Annotated in this window: 12 protein-coding genes and 1 CRISPR repeat array (1 of these 13 cut by a window edge); of the genes, 8 read left to right on the top strand and 4 right to left on the bottom strand. The window is 58.7% G+C overall.

Features of this window, described 5'->3' with window-relative positions; translation table 11 throughout:
- Positions 1 to 161: 161 nt before the first annotated feature.
- The gene (locus tag HWX74_RS04675) at positions 162 to 1,826 is read right to left on the bottom strand and encodes a hybrid sensor histidine kinase/response regulator (protein WP_176012443.1); all 1,665 of its coding nucleotides are present in this window, start codon (positions 1,824 to 1,826) and stop codon (positions 162 to 164) included.
- Between the two features lie 220 nt (positions 1,827 to 2,046).
- On the opposite strand from HWX74_RS04675, the gene HWX74_RS04670 reads away from it, so the two are divergent.
- From HWX74_RS04670 to HWX74_RS04635, 8 genes are all read left to right on the top strand, one after another.
- The gene (locus tag HWX74_RS04670; protein WP_176012442.1) at positions 2,047 to 3,093 is read left to right on the top strand and encodes a 3-deoxy-7-phosphoheptulonate synthase; all 1,047 of its coding nucleotides are present in this window, start codon (positions 2,047 to 2,049) and stop codon (positions 3,091 to 3,093) included.
- A 92-nt stretch (positions 3,094 to 3,185) separates the two neighbouring features.
- Complete coding sequence (locus HWX74_RS04665; protein WP_176012441.1) at positions 3,186 to 4,664, top strand: rhamnulokinase family protein; 1,479 nt, start codon at positions 3,186 to 3,188, stop codon at positions 4,662 to 4,664.
- Between the two features lie 19 nt (positions 4,665 to 4,683).
- On the top strand, positions 4,684 to 6,510 hold the full coding sequence (locus HWX74_RS04660; RefSeq protein ID WP_176012440.1) for an ABC transporter substrate-binding protein: 1,827 nt from the start codon (positions 4,684 to 4,686) through the stop codon (positions 6,508 to 6,510).
- 275 nt (positions 6,511 to 6,785) lie between these two features.
- Positions 6,786 to 7,583, top strand: a complete 798-nt coding sequence (locus HWX74_RS04655; RefSeq protein WP_176012439.1) for a sugar phosphate isomerase/epimerase — start codon at positions 6,786 to 6,788, stop codon at positions 7,581 to 7,583.
- Between the two features lie 22 nt (positions 7,584 to 7,605).
- Entirely contained in the window at positions 7,606 to 8,727 is a 1,122-nt protein-coding gene (locus HWX74_RS04650; protein ID WP_176012438.1) for a Gfo/Idh/MocA family protein, read from the top strand.
- Between the two features lie 75 nt (positions 8,728 to 8,802).
- Entirely contained in the window at positions 8,803 to 9,537 is a 735-nt protein-coding gene (locus HWX74_RS04645; protein ID WP_176012437.1) for a ThuA domain-containing protein, read from the top strand.
- A 3-nt stretch (positions 9,538 to 9,540) separates the two neighbouring features.
- Positions 9,541 to 10,578, top strand: coding sequence for a Gfo/Idh/MocA family protein (locus tag HWX74_RS04640; RefSeq protein ID WP_176012436.1), 1,038 nt, complete (start codon positions 9,541 to 9,543; stop codon positions 10,576 to 10,578).
- A 164-nt stretch (positions 10,579 to 10,742) separates the two neighbouring features.
- On the top strand, positions 10,743 to 12,941 hold the full coding sequence (locus HWX74_RS04635; protein ID WP_176012435.1) for an alpha-galactosidase: 2,199 nt from the start codon (positions 10,743 to 10,745) through the stop codon (positions 12,939 to 12,941).
- A 112-nt stretch (positions 12,942 to 13,053) separates the two neighbouring features.
- Here the strand turns inward: HWX74_RS04635 and HWX74_RS04630 are convergent, their stop codons facing one another.
- The 3 genes from HWX74_RS04630 to HWX74_RS04620 are packed head-to-tail and all read right to left on the bottom strand — an operon-like array spanning position 13,054 to position 15,187.
- Entirely contained in the window at positions 13,054 to 13,737 is a 684-nt protein-coding gene (locus HWX74_RS04630; RefSeq protein WP_176012434.1) for a hypothetical protein, read from the bottom strand.
- The gene (locus HWX74_RS04625) at positions 13,734 to 14,189 is read right to left on the bottom strand and encodes a Fur family transcriptional regulator (RefSeq protein ID WP_176012433.1); all 456 of its coding nucleotides are present in this window, start codon (positions 14,187 to 14,189) and stop codon (positions 13,734 to 13,736) included. Before HWX74_RS04625 ends, HWX74_RS04630 begins: the two co-directional genes overlap by 4 nt.
- Positions 14,190 to 14,215: 26 nt before the next feature.
- The gene (locus tag HWX74_RS04620) at positions 14,216 to 15,187 is read right to left on the bottom strand and encodes an ABC transporter ATP-binding protein (RefSeq protein WP_176012432.1); all 972 of its coding nucleotides are present in this window, start codon (positions 15,185 to 15,187) and stop codon (positions 14,216 to 14,218) included.
- A gap of 399 nt (positions 15,188 to 15,586) precedes the next feature.
- Positions 15,587 to 19,102: direct repeats of the CRISPR family, unit length 26 nt; unit sequence GAAACACCCCCGCGTGCGCGGGGAAG; it runs 785 nt beyond the window's last position.

The following is a 19,102-nucleotide window of genomic DNA, read 5'->3' as shown; positions in this document are numbered from 1 at the left end:
TGACCGTTTCCATCCCGTTTCCCATCCCACTCTGTGCTGCCGCTTTTGCCGGCAACAGCCGTCCGAATCAGGAATATAGCCTCTTTTCATCAAAAAGGAAAAGAAAAGAAACAGTTTTTAAATCATTTTTCCGGCCGGGCCGTTTCCCGGCGAACGCAAGGTTACTGTGAAAGACCGGCCGGGCGCTCCGCCACCCGGAAAACCATTTTACGCAGGCGGGCGAAATTCAACGGTTTGACCAGGCAGCGCTTGACGCCGAACTCCAGCATCTGTTCCCGTTCCGGTTCGGTCAGGAAGCCGGCGATGACCACCACCGGTATCCGTTTGAATTCCGGCTCGCGGCAGATTCGTTTGATTGCGCCGACGACGTTGATCTGCGGCAGCGTCAGCGAGATTATCACCAGATCGTAATCCGTTTCCAGCAGCGTCGACTCCAGATCCATCCCGTCGTTGATCACGTCGAGCTGATGGCCGTCGTCCTCCAGCAATGTTTTGATCACCAGCGCGTTGTCCCGGTCATTCTCCGCCAGCAGTATCTTCAGCGCCGGCCGGATTTCCTCCGCGTCCGCCTGGTCGAGCCGGTCCTGCAGCGAATTGGAGTGACGTAAATTGCTGGCGATGCGCGGCGTTCCTTCGCTGTCGTCGCCACGGTCGGGCAGTATTTCCCAGACCGGAAAAGTCAGCTTGAATTCCGATTGGGAGGCCTCGTTGCTCTCCGCCGCCATCTTGCCGCCGATCAACGCCGCCTTGCGGGCGACGAACAACAGACTGAAACTGATGGTGTCCGGCGGCAGATGCCCCGGCAGCGCCGCCAGATTGGCGCCGAGATTGTAGAGCATCGCCAGTTGCTCCCGGCTGTTGCTGCGCCGGTTGTCGCGGACGGAAAAGATGATTTCGTCGCCGTCGCGGATACAACTGCAGGAGATCACTTCGCCGGGACCGGCCACCTGGGCCAGCGTCCGGATCAGCACTCCCAGCACGATGGCGAGAATCGAACGGTCGGTGGCCAGCACCGCCGGCATATCGGCGGTGAAATGATTGATCAATTCCAGATCGTCGTTGTTGATGCAGAAGGCGTTGTATTCCAACAGCTCATTCATGAATTCGGCGGTGCCGAATTCGGTAATGTTCACTTCGTCGCTGCCGCTGCTCAACAAACTGATGTCCAGCAGCCGGGAGATCTGGCGGTCGAGCATTTCCGCACTGTGTCCGAGCGCATCGACCAGCATCGCCAGCCGCCGGTCGTAACAGCCTTTGGAGATGTCGTTGCGGATGATTTCATTGAACCCGATGATGGAATTGAGCGGACTGCGCAGTTCCGGCGCCAGCCGGGCGATGAAATTCGACTTCATCGTGTTGGAGCTTTCCGCTTTCTCGCGGGCCAGCCGTTCCCGTTCATGGCTGACTTTGAGTTTATTGATCGAATTGTGCAGCCGGTCGCGCTGGAAATTGAGCGAACGCTCCAGGTCGCTGATTTCGTCGCTGTCGCTCTCCACTTCCAGCTTGGCCGGAAACTCTCCCTGGCCGAGCCGGTCGGAAAACGCCACCATTTTGACCAACGGCCGGATGATATGCCGCTGAAAATAGAAGAACACCCCGACGATGTAGGCGATCGTGATTACCGACAGCAGGCCGAAGACGATGCCGTTGAACAGCTCTTCCTGGTGGACGAACAGCCAGAAGGTATCGACCGGGGCCTTCTCCGACTGCGCCGTCAGAAAACGCCAGAACGGAACGATCTGATGCTGGATGTACCACCAGAGAATGATCGCCAGCAGCACCAGCAAACTGCCGATATAACAGGCAAATTTTTTCGCGATCTTCATAATGGTTCATTCCTTCTGTTTGGGCCGCTTATCGGAAAATATAACCTGACAACCTTCCAATGCAAAAGCGGAATCGGGGAAAAACACCCTTTTTCCAGGTAATGACGGATTGAAAATGAACGTTTTGACTGGTATATTGTTATTTACTTTATAAAGCGCCGGAAACGGCGGAATATTTACCGGATCATCAAATCGAAGAATTGAAAAAGTACCTGTAGTCATGTTGAAAAGCAATAATGTCAATATCGCGAGCCGCAGCTTGTTGTCGCCGCCCGGCAGCGTCCGTTCGGAACTGCCGCTGTCGCTGGAGGCGGTGATGAAAGTGGTGGAGGCCCGGCAGAGCGTCATGAATATCCTCGACGGCGCCGATCACCGGCACATGGTGATCGTCGGCCCCTGTTCGATTCATGCGCCGGAAGCGGCGATCGAATATGCCCAGCGGCTCCGGAAGCTGAGCGAAGAGGTCAAAGACCGCATTTTCATTTTGATGCGCGCTTATTTCGAAAAGCCGCGAACCACCGTCGGCTGGAAGGGGTTGATTTACGACCCGGACATCAATAAATCGTACAATATTGAAAAAGGCATCTTTCAGGCCAGAAAATTGCTGCTGAAGATTGTCGATCTCGGTCTGCCGGTTGCGACCGAAATGCTCGACCCGATCCTGGCGCAATATATTGCCGACGCGGTCAGTTGGGCGGCGATCGGCGCCCGCACCACCGAATCGCAGACCCACCGCCAGTTGGCCAGCGGCCTGTCGATGCCGGTCGGGTTCAAGAACGCCACCGACGGCAGTTTCCAGACGGCACTGGACGCCATCAGCACGGCGCGGTCGCCGCACAGTTTCATCGGCGTTACCGAGGATGGGCATGTCGGTGTTTTCCGGACCAAAGGCAACCCGTACGGGCACATCGTGCTGCGCGGCGGCGAACACCCGAATTACATGGCCGAATACATCGCTTTCCTGACCGTGGCGATGCGCCGCAATAATTTGAGGCCGAACATCGTGATCGACTGCAGCCATGCCAATTCCGGCAAAAAATACGACCGGCAGCACATCGCTTTCCATGATGTCGTCGAACAGGTCGCCGCCGGTGAAAGGGCGATTGTCGGCACGATGCTGGAAAGCTATCTGGAGCCGGGGGCGCAGAAGATCGTCGCCGACGAAAAACCGCTGCCGAATATCTCGATCACCGACGGCTGCATCGGCTGGGAGGAGACGGAGCAGTTGATCCGTTTCGCCTACGACCGGCTCGGCGACCGCAATTGAGCGGAGCAGCCTGCCGGAGCCCCGCGGCGGCGGGACGGCGACAGGGAGTGTGAACGTTGTTTCAGGGCAAACCATCACAGAGAGGCACTATTATGACGACCAATTATCTCGCTTTCGATCTGGGCGCGTCAAGCGGCCGGGCAATGATCGGCACGATCCATGCCGGGAAATTGAGCTTGACCGAGGTGCACCGCTTTGCCAATGGACCGTTGGAGCGCGACGGGGCGCTCTATTGGGATTTGCCGGCGCTGAGTGCCGAATTGGAGACCGGCATTCGAAAGGCGGCGGCGGCCTGTCCGAACCTGGCGGCGATCGGCATCGACACCTGGGGGGTCGATTACTGTCTCTTCAAGCGCGGCACCCGGGAGTTGGTGCGGCTGCCCTACAATTACCGTGATCCGCGCACCGGTGCAATTCCGCCGGAGGTGTTCCGGAAGATCGGCCGGAGCCAGTTGTACCGGCGCACCGGCATGCAGTTCATGCCGATCAACACGCTCTACCAACTCCTTGCCCACCACCGGCAGCACCCGGAGGATTTCGTCGACAGTTTTCTGCTGCCGGTTCCGGACGCCCTGGGGTATCTGCTCGGCGGCAACCCGACTTGCGAGTATACCGACGCTTCGACCAGCAACCTGCTGAATCCGCGGACTTGCGACTGGGATTACGAGCTGCTGGACCTGCTCGGCTTGCCCCGTGCCCTTTTCCCGCCGGTGGTGCCGCCCGGCTCCGACAACGGAACTTTGAGTGAAGCATTGCAGCAGCGTTGCCATTGCGGCCCGATCCGGCTGGTCAAGGTCGGTTCGCACGACACTGCCAGCGCGGTGGCGGCGGTGCCGGCGCCGGTCGACCGGCCGTGGGCCTATATCAGTTGCGGCACCTGGGCTTTGCTGGGCGCCGAAGTGCCGGCGCCGATTCTGAGCGCTGAAGCGGAAGCGGCGGCCTTCACCAATGAAGGCGGGCTGGCCGGCCGAATTCGTTTCCTGACCAATATCATGGGCAGTTGGCTGTTTCAGGAGGTGCGCCGGGTCTGGAATGAAAGCGGCCGGAAAATTTCGTTTGCCGAAATGGAAGCGATGGCCGCCGCCGCGCCGGGCTGGCGTTTCCTGATCAATCCCAACGACAGTTCGTTTCTGACGCCGGGCGACATGCCGGCTCAGATTGCTGCATTTTGCCGTCGAACCGGCCAGGGCGATCTGCCCGATGATGCCGCGCTGCTGCGGTGCATTTACGACTCGCTGGCGCTCTGTTTCCGCGCCAAGCTGGAAACGCTGCAGCAGTTGATCGGCGTCGAATACGGCTGCTTGAACATCATCGGCGGCGGCGTCAAGGACCGGCGGTTGCTCCGGTCGACTGCCAGTGCGCTCGGCATTCCGGTGGTCGGCGGGCCGGTGGAAGCGACGGCGACCGGCAATATCATCGCCCAGGCGATGGCGACCGGCGTGCTGCCGGATCTGGAAGCCGGCCGCGAAATGGTCAAATGTTCCTTCGCGCTGGATACCGTTCAGCCGGTGGAGTCGGAAAAATCGCAGTGGGACGCGGCGATGCCGCGTTTCCGGCAGTTGGCCGGCTGAAAATCGGGATGAGGTGGAAATGCCGTCGGTGATCTCCGGTTGCAGCCGTTTGTGGCGCCGGCTGTCGATTGCGCTGTTGCTGTCGGCCGCGCTGGCCGGTTGTTCGCCGTCCGACGATGCCGACCCGCCGCAGACGATTTATCTGGCCAACGGCGGCCGGGTCAAAACGCTTGACCCGGCGTTGGCTGAAGATCTGGCGAGCCGCAATATGGTTGCGGCGATCTACGATACGCTGTTGCAATACGATTACACGGCGCGTCCGTACCGGCTGATTCCGTCGATGCTGCAGGAGATGCCGCAATGGAATGCGGATTTGACCAGTTGTACCTTCACTTTGCGGGACGATTTGTATTTCACTGCCGACCCCTGTTTCGGCGCTGCCGGCCCGGCGGCGCGGAAAATCACCAGCGGTGATGTCGTTTATTCGTTGCTGCGCATCGCCGACGGGCGGACCTACAGCCCGGTTTTCTGGATGTTCCGCGGTAAAATTACCGGCATCGATGCGTTCCGGGAAAAAACGCTCAACCAGGCGGCGGACGATTTTTCCGCCTACGACGCCGGCATTCCCGGCCTGGAGATCCTCGACGACCGGCGTTTCGTCATTCATCTCGATCAGCCGGACCCGCGTTTCCTCTACAATCTGGCCATTCCTTATGCCGCGGTGGTGTCGCGCCGGGCGGTCGAATTTTACGGCGAAAAATTTGCCGAGCATCCGGTCGGCTCCGGGCCGTTCCGGCTGCAGGACTGGCTGCGGGACTACCGGCTGGTGCTGGACCGCAATCCGGACTACCGGCTGGAGTATTATCCGCTGGCCGCCGACCCGGCCGACCGGGAGAAAGCGCTGCCGCTGAGCGACCGGATTGTCGTCTACAACATCAAACAGCCGTTGACCGCCTGGCTGCTGTTTCTGCAGGGCAATCTGGACATGAGCAAACTGGACAAGGACAATTTCGACATCGTGGTCGGCGGCGGCCGGCAATTGGCGCCGGCGCTGGTCGCGCGCGGCGTCGAACTGCTGCGGGCGCCGGAATTCGAAATTCAGTACGTCGGCTTCAATTTCACCGATCCGGTGCTCGGCAAAAATCTCTGGCTGCGCCGGGCCATTGCCGCCGCTTACAATATCGCCGGCCGGGTGGAGTATTCCAATTATCAGATGCTGCCGACCCAGGGTCCGGTTCCGCCCGGCGTTGCCGGTTGCGATCCGGACTGGCAGAATCCGTATCAGCAGTACGACCTGGAGAAGGCCAGACATTATTTGCAGTTGGCCGGTTATCCCGGCGGCGTTGATCCGGCGACCGGCGAACCGCTGACGCTGTCGTTCGACCAGAACGGCAACAGTGCGCTGCACCGCCAGATGGGGGAAATGATGGTGTCGGATATGGCCAAAATCGGCATCCGGATCACCGCCAATCTGAACAACAGTCCGCGTTTTTTCCAGAAGCTGCGCCAGGGGCAGATGCAGTTGTTCCGGCTCTCCTGGATCGGTGACTACCCGGATGCCGAAAACTTTCTGCAGCTGTTTTATTCGCCCAATGCCGGCGGCAGCAACCGGACTTTTTTCCGCGATCCGGAGTTCGACCGGCAGTTTGAAGCCATTTTGAAACTGCCGGATGGTCCGGAGCGTACGGAGCGTTATGAAACGATGGTGCGTTACCTGGCCGGACAAAACCCGTGGATTTTCGAAACGCTGCCGCTCTCCTATCAGTTGAAATACCGGTGGCTGGAAAATTTCGAACTGCATGATTTTGCTTTCAACCGCTGGAAATATCTGGCGGTGGATGCCGAAGCCAGAGCGGCGGCCAAGAAAACCTTCCGGCCGCTCTCCTTCCGTGAATTGGCCGATTGAAGGGGAAGGGACGGAAAGAGAACTTGACCTTTGGTCATAAGCGCCCGTAAGCGTCCGTGAAAACGGCCGGTGGAGCCGCTTTGCCTGCAAAATTCTTATTATGAAAATATTAAATCCGGCTTACCCGGCCGGCGGAAGATTTTGGCAAAATTCCTGAACTCAGGTCAATAAATAATACTTTTGGTCAATTGAGTTTTTTTTTAATGCAGGATATCTTAAGGAGTCAGCGGATTTTTCGTATATTCATCGAATGTATTAAAAGAAGGAAAAACATCATGTTGAAACCGTTGTCCGTACAGTTGTATTCGCTTCGCGACGCTGCCAGCAAAGATTTTGTCAGCGTTCTCAAATGGGTGGCCAAAGTCGGCTACAAGGGGGTGGAGCCGGCCGGATTCTGGGATTTGCGGCCTTCGGAATTCAAGAAGATGATCGAAGATCTCGGCTTGAAAATGTACTCTTCGCATTCGCCGTGGGCGCGCAGCGGCAATCTGGGAGAAACGATGGAAATCGCCAGCATCCTCGGACTCAATAAGATCGTCTGCGGTTACGGTCCGGACGAATTCAAGGACCTTGATGCGATCAAAGCGACGGCCGAACAGACCAACCGCATGCAGGAGGTGTTGGAGCGCAACGGCTTCACGCTGTTCCAGCACAACCACGATTTTGAATTCCAGCGTATCGACGGCAAGCTCAAATATGAAATTTACCGGGAACTCTGCCCGAAAGTCAAATACCAGATCGATTGTTTCTGGTCGACCAACCTCGGCGCCGAAGATCCGGTCGAAATGTTGAAACTGTTCGCCAGGGACACCATCCTGCTGCACATGAAAGACGGCACCGTCAAGCAGAAGGTCGACGGTAAAAAGATGGTCAACGGCATTCTCGACCGCGAAGTCAACCTGTTGCCGCTCGGCACCGGCGAACTGCCGATCAAGCAGTTGATCGCCGCCATGCCGGAGCAGGTGGAAACCATCACCGTCGAGCTGGATTATTGCAACATCGACATGTTCACCGCTCTTGAGCAGAGCTATCGGTATATGACGGAAAACGGTTTGGCCGCCGGCAACAAATAATCCAGCAGAAAAGAGCAGACTCATGAAAACGACTAAAATCGGTATTGTCGGCTGCGGCATGATCAGCGAGACCTATTTCAATGCTTCCAAACGGTTCAAAAACATCGAGGTGATCGCCTGTTCCGACATCATCCCGGAGCGTTCCCTGGCGAAATTCGAAGCGCACGGCGTGCCGAATATGACCAATGACGAGCTGTTCGCCATCCCCGAGATCGAAATCGTCCTCAATTTGACGCCGCCGCAGGTCCATTCCGAAATCGCTATGGATACGCTGAAAGCCGGCAAACACGCCTATTCGGAGAAGCCGTTCGGTGTCGATGCCGACGACGCGGCAAAGGTGATGGCGTTGGCGGCGAAGAAGCAGTTGCGGGTCGGCTGCGCTCCGGACACTTTCCTCGGCGGCGGCCAGCAGACCGCCCGCAAGATGATCGACGACGGCTGGATCGGCAAACCGCTGTCCGGTACCGCAATCGTCATGGGCCGCGGTCCGGAGAAGTGGGGGCAGGCGCCGTTCTTCTACGATTACGGTGCCGGGCCGATGCTGGATTTGGGACCCTATTATGTGACGGCGCTGGTCAATATGCTCGGACCGGCCAGGAGCGTCACCGCCGTCACCACCAAAGGCTTCGATTTCCGTACTTTCGGCGCGGAAGTCGCCGAACAGTACCAGGACAAGTATAAGCCGTACGATAAGTATCCGGTGAATGTCACCACGCACTTGACCGGCGTCATCGAATTTCAGTCCGGCGCGGTGATTACGATGGTCGCCAGCTTCGACGTCTATCACCACGGCCACGCGCCGATCGAAATCTACGGCACCGAGGGTTCCCTGCAGGTGCCGGATCCGAATACCTTCGGCGGCCCGGTCCGGCTGTTCCGGCCCGGTTATGAAAATTGGCAGGAGGTGCCGCTGCCGTTCGGTTACACCGAAAACAGCCGCAGCATCGGCGCTGCCGATATGGCGAATGCTTTGAAGAGCGGCCGGCCGCACCGGGCGAACGGCGCACTGGCCAACCACGTGCTCGAGATCATGCTCTCCTTCGATAAATCGAGCAAACTGGGCAAAAAAGTGGAGCTGGCCACCACCTGTGAGCGGCCGGCGCCGCTGCCGCTCGGTCTGGAAGACGGGATGCTCGACGACTGACCGTGAAAAAAACGGAATGGCGCCTTCGTGCTCTTCGACGGGGCGGGAGGCGCCGTTCCTGCAGAAGGCTGAACTATGCAGAAGATCAAAGTTACCATCTGGAATGAATTCCGGCATGAGAAAAACGATTTGCCGGTCAAAGCGATTTATCCGGCGGGGATGCATCGGGCGATTGCCGACGGCATCGCCGCGGAAGATCTGGAAATCCGCCTGGCTTCCCTGGATGAGCCGGAACAGGGATTGCCGGACGCGCTGCTGGCGTCAACCGATGTGCTGTTCTGGTGGGGACATCGTTTCCATGCGGAAGTGGCCGATGCGCTGGTGGAGAAAATCCAGCGGCGGGTGCTCGGCGGCATGGGGCTGGTGGCCTTGCATTCCAGCCATATGTCCAAAATTTTCCGCGCCCTGATGGGAACCAGCTGTACGCTGATCTGCCGGGTGGCCGGCGAACGCGAACGGTTGTGGACCGTCGATCCGTCCCACCCGATTGCCGCCGGCATCGGCCGCTGTATCGAACTCGAACGGGAGGAGATGTACGGCGAACGGTTCGATATTCCGGATGACGGGCATTTGATTTTCAATTCCTGGTTTGAAGGCGGCGAAGTATTTCGCAGCGGCGTGGCTTTCCAGCGCGGGCTGGGCAGAATTTTCTATTTTGCGCCCGGGCACGAAGAATATCCGACTTATTTTCACGCCGATATTCTGCGGGTGCTGGGCAATGCGGCGCGGTGGGCGGCGCCGGTTTTGCCGCCGCAGGAGCTGCGCTGTGAAAAAGTGCCGCCGCGGGAACAGTTGGGAAGGGCGCGTTGAAATATGGAGAAATTGCGGATCGGAATTATCGGGCTTGGCATGGGGCGGCGGCATATCGCCGCCTTTTGGAACCATCCGGCCGGTGAAGTGGTGGCGATTTCCGATATCGACGTGCCGTTGATGGAACGGGTCAAAGCGGAATACGGGATCGCCGGCGCTTATGTCGACGCCGAAGAGATGCTGGCCAGGGAAAAATTGGACGTCGCCTGCGTGGCCGTGCCGAATTATCTGCACAAACATTTTACCGTCGCCGCGCTGGAGGCCGGCTGCCATGTGTTCTGCGAGAAACCGATGGCGCTGTCCGCCGCGGAAGCGCAGCAGATGCTTGACACGGCGACCCGGACCGGCAAACGGCTCGGCATCGATTTCCGGTTCCGGTTCGCGCCGCAGTCGGTGGCGATGAAGGAATTGCTGGAGCGCGGCGAACTCGGGGAAATCTATTACGGGCGGACCGTCTGGCTGCGCCGCCACCGTTTTCCCGGCTTCGGCGGCTGGTTCGGCAAAAAGGCGCAGTCCGGCGGCGGGCCGATGATCGATCTCGGGGTGCACCGGCTCGATCTGGCATTGTGGCTGATGGGATACCCGGAACCGGAATGGGTGATGGGAACGACTTACAACAGGATCGGGGCGCCGCTGGCGGCCGGCAGCGGCAAGCAGTTCGATGTCGAAGACCTGGCCTGCGGTTTTGTCCGGTTTAAAAACGGCGCGACATTGGAAGTGGCCGCTTCCTGGGCCGGCCATATCCGGCAGATGAATGAAATTTCCACCCGGCTGCTGGGGACCAACGGCGGACTGTATCAGTATAACGTCGGCGACAATTATGACTTCGAGGTGGAATGTTACCGGGACATCGGCGGGATGCCGTTCGACGCCAAGCTGCATCCGCCGATTCCGGACTGTCATGATGCCTGTTATTCCTTTCTGGACGCGCTGGTCAAAGGAGTGCCGTTCCTGGTCGATCCGCAGGATGGCGTGACGGTGATGAAACTTCTGGATGCCTTCTACGAGTCGGCTGCCGGGGGCAGGCCGGTTCGGGTTTGATCGGAAGCGGTAAATGGGAAGCGTCAGGCGCCGGAACAGCAGTCCGGCGCTTTTTTTGACCGGTCGAATCGTTTCCCGCCGGTCGTTCCCGCTTCCCGAAGTTGAAATCGCCCTGATGGCGATTATATTATGCGATTTCATGATGAACGACATAAGGTAAAGCAATGAGCATTATTTATTACCCCGACCACCAGGTGTTCAAGCTGGACACCAATCAGACGACTTACGCCTTCCGGGTGGATGAGTACGGTTATCTGGAGCAGCTCCATTTCGGCGGCAGAATCAGCGATGGCGCCGAAGCGGCCGCGCTCGGATTCCGGTTGTTCCGTTCTTTCTGTCCTTATCCGGACGGCGGAACGCCGTTGCTTTCCCGGGATCACATGGCGCAGGAATATTCCACCCATGCGGTCGGGGATTATCGAACGGCGGCGGCGATCGTCCGGACCGCCGACGGCGTCAACAGCACCGATCTGAAGTACGTTTCCCATCGGATTTATTCCGGCAAAAAGCCGTTGCCGGGCTTGCCTGCTTCGTTTGCGACGCCGGAATCGCCGGCGGAAACGCTGGAAATCGTTCTGATCGACGCAGTCAGCCAGGTGGAATTTATTTTGAGTTATTCGGTATTCGCCTGCTGCGACGTCATCGCCCGCAGCGTCCGGGTGGTCAACCGTTCGCCCCGGCCGGTTTATCTGGAAAAAGTGATGAGCTGCTGCCTGGCGCTGCCGAACCGGCCGTTGGACCTGATCACGCTCGACGGTTCCTATGCGCGGGAACGTCATGTGACGCGCGCCGCTTTGCGGCAGGGAACCCAGTCGGTTGGCAGCCGCCGGACTTCGAGCAGCCACCAGCACAATCCGGCTTTCATGCTGGCCGACCGGACCGCGACCGAAGAAAGCGGCGAAGCCTGGGGTGTCTGCCTGGTGTACAGCGGCAGTTTCCTCTGTGAAGTGGAACTCGACCAGTTCAACCGTTCCCGCTCCTGCGCCGGCATCCATCCGGAGGATTTTGAATGGGAATTGCCGCCGGGCGGCGAATTTCAGGCGCCGGAGGCGCTGCTCGCCTATTCGGACGGCGGCTTGAGCAAACTGTCGCATCATTTCCATGATGTTTTGCGCCGCAATTTGTGCCGTCGTCAGTGGAGCGGCCGGAAGCGGCCGGTGCTGGTCAACAACTGGGAAGCGACCTACTTCGACTTCAATGCGGAAAAATTGCTGAATATCGCCGCTGCCGCCGCCGAACTCGGCATTGAAATGATGGTGCTGGACGACGGCTGGTTCGGCAAGCGTGACGATGACCGTTCGTCGCTGGGCGACTGGTTCGTCAATGCGGCGAAAATCGGCGAGCTGGGGGAATTGGTCGGCAGGATCAATGCGCTCGGCATCAAGTTCGGACTGTGGTTCGAGCCGGAGATGATTTCGGAGAACAGCGAACTGTTCCGTCTCCATCCGGAGTGGGTGCTCACCGCGCCGGGCCGGGTCCGGTCGCTGGGACGTCATCAACTGGTGTTGAATATGGCGGAACCGGCGGTGGTCGATTATCTCTTTGCGGCGATCAGCCGAATTCTGGCTTCGGCCAATATCGAATATGTCAAATGGGATATGAACCGGCAGCCGGCCGAAATGTATTCGCCGTCGCTGCCGCCGGAACGTCAGAAAGAACTCGGGCACCGTTACGTGCTCGGCGTCTACGAACTTCACCGCCGGCTGCTGGAAGCCTTTCCGGAACTGCTGATCGAAGGCTGTTCCGGCGGCGGCGGACGGTTCGACGCCGGTATGCTTTACTATGCGCCGCAGATCTGGACCAGCGACAACACCGATGCGATTGAACGGCTGAAAATCCAGGCCGGAACGTCGTTGTTCTATCCGGCTTCGTCGCTCGGCGCGCATGTATCGGCTTGCCCGAATCATCAGACCGGGCGGATGACGCCGCTGGAAACCCGCGGCAATGTCGCGTTGGCCGGGACGTTCGGATATGAGATGGATTTGGCGACATTGAATGAAGCCGAGCGTGAAATAGTCCGCCGGCAGCTCGACGATTTTCACCGTTTCCATCCGATCATTGCCAACGGCGATCTGTATCGGCTGACCGATCCGTTCGGCAACTGCGATTACACGGCCTGGGAGTTCGTTTCCAAAGACGGCAGTGAAGCGTTGCTGTTCTATGTGGTGGCGCATCATTACGCGCATGAGGAGCCGCGGCTGTTCCGGTTGCGCGGCTTGCAGCCGGAGCGGCGTTACCGGGTCGTTGAATCCGGCCTGGTCCTGTACGGCGATACGCTGATGAATGCCGGCCTGCCGATGCCGGAGGTTCCCGGCGACGGCGCCAGTTGGCACTTCCAGTTGAAGCTGGTGGACAAAGCTTGAAAAGCTGGCGGCACGCCGGGTGCCGCCGTTTTTCCGGAGCAGAAAAAAAGTCGGCGCCATTGTTCGGCGGCGCCGGCCGGGAAGGGGCTTGAAGAAGATTGCCGGCCAAGGCTCAATCGGTGGCCGGCGTTTTCAAATCCCACTGGTAAAAGCGATTGATTCCTTCGCAGCCGGTGATGCCCCAGTGGTAAGTGTTCGGCAGGTCCGGTTCGGAATAGCCGAATTCGACGCCGTTGCAACGGATGATGAGCTGCGGTTCGGCGGCCTGGAAATCGGTGGCGACTTCCAATTGATAAATGGTTTTCGGCTTCAATTCCATGCGGAGATAGGCGGCCAGATGCCAGCAGGGCTGTCCGTCCTTGAATTCGTGATGCCAGACGTTGATGCCTTCATTGAAGAGGACGATTTCGAAATGTTCCCGGTATTCCAGCGCCGCTCCCTCGGCCGGGACCGGGCTGCCGGCCGGAGCCAGTACGATCAACGGTGCCATCAAATGGTCGAAAGAGGTGGCAATGGAGAAACTGCTGGCGCCGTCGACCGTTTTTTTCAACAACATGCTGGAATAACATTCCGGTGCGCGCGGACCGAGCATTTCTTCCTCGCCGGCATCGGCGGGAACTTCGTTGGTGATATGGTCGGCATGCTGCACCCAGCCGCCGATATGGCTCCAGCGCGGGCTGCGGACAATCCACCAATCTTCCGGTGTCCAGGCGCCTTCGGCAAAGCTGCCGCCGGTCAACGGCAGGGTCAGCATGCCGAGCATGCCGGTGGTCAAAACGATGGCCATGGAATTCATTTTATCCTGCTTTCCTTTTTTATCTGCAGTTTTTTATGACAGTCGGGACAATAGCCGCGCAAATGCAGTTGCTTGGTAACCGGGGTGAATTCTTCGTCTTCCCACATGGCGGTCTTCTGCTCCGGCAGCGGCCGTTTCAGGATGCTGCCGCAGCCGATGCAATGCAGATAACAGCAATCTTCGTCGTTGCGCTCGTATTCGATTTTGCCGTTGACGCCGCGCAATTCATTGACCAGCCCCGCTTCGACAAAAGCGAAGAAATTGCGGTATAACGTACTGGCGGCATAGACGTAACCGCGGCTGCGCGCCAGGTCGATCAAACCCAGCAGCGTGAAACGCTCCGGCATCGCATCGATGGCTTCCAGCATCCGGTCGCGTTCGATGGTGTAACGCTTGTTGTTCAGTTTGAGATATTGTCTCAATTGTGCTACTTTTGCGGCATGATCTTTCATCGTTTGGCCTCTTGAAATCAACTGGTTTATTGCTCGCAATCCGGAAAAAAGCAGGCGCATTGCCGTTCGGGCGATTGATAGGAACGCAACGGCGGCACCTGTCGCCGGCAAATGGCTTGTGCTTTGGGACAACGCGGGTGAAAACTGCAGCCGCCGGGCGGATTCAAAGGCGACGGTACATCGCCCTTGAGCATAATCCGCTGGCGCCGCCGGGCGGCATCCAATACCGGGACTGCCGACAACAATGCTTGGGTATAGGGATGAACGGGCCGGGCGCACAATTCAGCGGCCGGTCCGGCTTCGACGATTTTTCCGAGATACATGACTAAAATTCGCCGACTGATATGCTCGACGACACCAAGGTCATGGGCGATAAACAGAAACGCCGTGTCGGTCTGCCGCTGGATATCCTGCAGCAGATTGATGATCTGGGCCTGGACACTGACATCCAGCGCCGAAACCGGCTCGTCGGCGACGATCAGCTTCGGTTCCGCCGCCAATGCCCGGGCGATGCCGATGCGCTGGCGCTGGCCGCCGCTGAACTGGTGGGGGTAACGGTACAGATGGGCGCTTTCCAACCCGACCAGTTCCAGCAGTTCGACGATGCGTTTCAGGCGCTCCTCCGAATTGAGGAAGGTATGCAGGTGCAACACTTCATCCAGCGCGGCGTAAACCGTCAGGCGCGGATTCAGCGACCCGTAAGGGTCCTGGAAAATCATCTGAAATTTTTTTCTGGCGTGCCGCAAAGTCCGGCCGTGCAGCGTGGCAATGTCGGTATCGTCGATGCGGATGCTGCCGCCGTTCGGCGTCTCCAGACGCACCAGCGCCCGGCCCAGAGTGCTTTTGCCGCAACCGCTTTCCCCGACCAGGCCGACCGTCTCGCCGGCTTCCAGCTCGAAACTGACGCCGTCGACGGCACGCACCATCCCGGGCCGACCGAAGAGCCCGGTACGCACCGGATAATAAACTTTCAAATCGTTGACGGCGAGCAACGGCATCTTCGGTCAGCGCTCCGGGATGATTTTCAGCCGGTAATGGTCATGGGCGGAGGGCATAAGCATAGGTTAACCCGTCTCCTGAATCATGCTTTTGTTAAACTGCGTTTCCAAGACAATCTCGATCGGATTGTTGTCGATAACTCCATGTATCAATATAAGTCGTCCGTCATTACATTTCCAGTTGGATCATTGCATTTGGCAGATTTTCTATCCGGAAAATTGAAAATTTCGACTATTTTCATATTTGTATTCATTGTTTTTTAAGGTAGAAACTGAATTCGAGTTCCCATGTACACGGGGAAATTGACGACAGTTCGCTTAAAATCTCCTCCACCGGGCTCTTCCTCTCGCGTGCGCGGGGAAGACTCGGGATTTACCGCTGTTTTCTGAACGCAGTAAGAAACACCCCCGTGTGCGCGGGGAAGACTTCTTTTACTGCTCAAAAGATGATGACAACAGAGAACCACCCCCGTGTGCGCGGGGAAGACTTCACACAATAAAATTTGCCGCAAATTGCAGGAGAACCACCCCCGTGTGCGCGGGGAAGACGCCGTGAAGCATGTCTTGACGCAACTCTATCCAGAAACACCCCCGCGTGCGCGGGGAAGAACACCTTCGATTGTCGCCACGCGCTGCGGATCGTGAAACACCCCCGCGTGCGCGGGGAAGAACTCCGGCGTCACCAGCCGCGCGTCCAACCCCTGAGAACCACCCCCGTGTGCGCGGGGAAGACGCTCGTTCGTGCTGGTATTAAAAGCGTCCACCAGAAACACCCCCGCGTGCGCGGGGAAGACCAAATTCGGCATTGCTTTCAATATCATCATTCGGAAACACCCCCGCGTGCGCGGGGAAGACTGATTTTGCTTCCATTGCCGGTTTGAAGCAGAAGAAACACCCCCGCGTGCGCGGGGAAGACTATTTCGGTTTCAGCAGCACCGGCTGGTACCTGGAAACACCCCCGCGTGCGCGGGGAAGACTGTCCAACCAATATTGCAGGGCAACGAACCAGGGAACCACCCCCGTGTGCGCGGGGAAGACTTGCTCCTTTCCGGCGGTATTCCGTCGAAGCCGGAACCACCCCCGTGTGCGCGGGGAAGACCCTTCACCGGCAACATCGGCGGAGTCATACACAGAACCACCCCCGTGTGCGCGGGGAAGACTTCAGCAAAGGCTGCCAACCAAGCCTCGTTACAGAACCACCCCCGCGTGCGCGGGGAAGACCGCCAGTCATTTTGCCACCACCAGCTTTATAAAGAACCACCCCCGCGTGCGCGGGGAAGACTCTTTCTTCATTTTTCTTTCCTTTCGATATGAGGAACCACCCCCGCGTGCGCGGAGAAGACGCCGCCAGAAAGCAGTTGACCACAAAGCGCAGAGAAACACCCCCGCGTGCGCGGGGAAGACCATGCTGACCTCCTAACGATCTGGTCATTGCTGGAAACACCCCCGCGTGCGCGGGGAAGACTCTGCTTGGTAGTGCGCCGAAAAACATCAGACAGAAACACCCCCGCGTGCGCGGGGAAGACATCGCCTCCATCGCCAGCAGTTGACTCAAAGAGGAAACACTCCCGCGTGCGCGGGGAAGACATTTTTACAATGGCTTTTTTTACTTCGTTTCCAGAAACACCCCCGCGTGCGCGGGGAAGACATCGAAGCGATGCAGAAGGAAGCGCCGAACCAGGAAACACCCCCGCGTGCGCGGGGAAGACATCGCCTCCATCGCCAGCAGTTGACTCAAAGAGGAAACACTCCCGCGTGCGCGGGGAAGACATTTTTACAATGGCTTTTTTTACTTCGTTTCCAGAAACACCCCCGCGTGCGCGGGGAAGACATCGAAGCGATGCAGAAGGAAGCGCCGAACCAGGAAACACCCCCGCGTGCGCGGGGAAGACTGTTGCTATGAGAAAACTCAAATCGCATCTGAGGAAACACCCCCGCGTGCGCGGGGAAGACCCTAGTTTTCGTCCTCAATGTAAGTAGTCCTGAGAAACACCCCCGTGTGCGCGGGGAAGACTCGGAACGTCTACAAGAAGTCGATTGGATGACAGAAACACCCCTGGGTGCGCGGGGAAGACCTGCCGGAGTACAACACACCGTATAAAAACGAGGAACCACCCCCGCGTGCGCGGGGAAGACGACGGAGGTGACTGCCGCTATAGATCGGGTTTGGAAACACCCCCGCGTGCGCGGGGAAGACGTCAAGGATGATCGGTTCGGTTTCCCGGACGAAGAAACACCCCCGCGTGCGCGGGGAAGACATCGCGGCGTTTTGGTCCGTCGTTGTCTTGGTAGAAACACCCCCGCGTGCGCGGGGAAGACTCTTTTAAATCGAGCATGCCGTTCGGAGCGGCAGAAACACCCCCGCGTGCGCGGGGAAGACGTCAAGGATGATCGGTTCGGTTTCCCGGACGAAGAAACACCCCCGCGTGCGCGGGGAAGACCAGGATCGGGGCGCCGCTGGCGGCCGGCAGCGGCGAAACACCCCCGCGTGCGCGGGGAAGACTGATTTTGCTTCCATTGCCGGTTTGAAGCAGAAGAAACACCCCCGCGTGCGCGGGGAAGACTATCACAGCTCCCGGCTTTGATTGGGACCTATAGAAACACCCCCGCGTGCGCGGGGAAGACGCCAGCGCATCGGTCGCCAGCTGCTGCCACAAAGAAACACCCCCGGGTGCGCGGGGAAGACGGCAACAAGATTCTGCAAAGCGATCAGCAGACAGAAACACCCCCGCGTGCGCGGGGAAGACAATTATTCTTCGGTGCATGGCGCTACTCCGGCAGAAACACCCCCGCGTGCGCGGGGAAGACGAACCAGAAACACCAGTAGAACTAGTCACACCAGAAACACCCCCGGGTGCGCGGGGAAGACCCGGCTGGATTCTCTTTCCGGACGGCTTGTTGAGAACCACCCCCGCGTGCGCGGGGAAGACGTAAAAAATCGGTGTCTTTGGCAATAGATTTAAGAAACATCCCCGCGTGCGCGGGGAAGACGATCAATCACGTGCCGCCGGATGAAAACGGCAAGAAACACCCCCGCGTGCGCGGGGAAGACCGGCTGATAGCTGCCCGTATGACTACATAGCAAGAAACACCCCCGGGTGCGCGGGGAAGACTCCGGCGGCACGGCAACTACCCGGAGCGTGCAAGAAACACCCCCGCGTGTGCGGGGAAGACCAGCCCGCCGGATGGCATGGATGACGTCTATGAGAAACACCCCCGCGTGCGCGGGGAAGACTAGACGCTCTTCATCGAGTAAAATTCCGTCTCGGAACCACCCCCGCGTGCGCGGGGAAGACTCTATGCAGTTAAAATCAAGAAAAACGAACCCAGAACCACCCCCGCGTGCGCGGGGAAGACCGGAATGAAATGGACAAGTATATTGAATCAGAAGAAACACCCCCGCGTGCGCGGGGAAGACTCTCCACAGGCAGTTATCCAATCTGGCGCGTTGGAAACACCCCCGCGCGCGCGGGGAAGACAACAAGGAGAACCATATACTATGAAAAAAGCAAGAAACACCCCCCGCGTGCGCGGGGAAGACACCGCTACAGGCGGAGCTGATGCTGGTGCCTGAGAAACACCCCCGCGTGCGCGGGGAAGACCGCCGCTGTCGGCGGCTTGCAATACTTTTGCCAGAAACACCCCCGCGTGCGCGGGGAAGACTTTGTTGTTTCGGTCTCTGATGCCGGTGTACTGGAAACACCCCCGCGTGCGCGGGGAAGACAACATCGTGCCGCTGAAAAATCATCTGCTCCCAGAAACACCCCCGCGTGCGCGGGGAAGACGTGCAGCCGTGGGATCCGGACGACGACATCCCGGAAACACCCCCGCGTGCGCGGGGAAGACGCGACCGGGACGGATTGCGCTTTTATACCCGCAGAAACACCCCCGCGTGCGCGGGGAAGGCGCTTGACC

It is taken from the genome of Victivallis sp. Marseille-Q1083, from assembly GCF_903645315.1.
In the GTDB taxonomy this organism is placed as follows: Bacteria; Verrucomicrobiota; Lentisphaeria; order Victivallales; family Victivallaceae; genus UMGS1518.
Note: the sequence above shows the minus strand (reverse complement) of the source record. Positions and strands in the feature narration are given on the sequence as shown.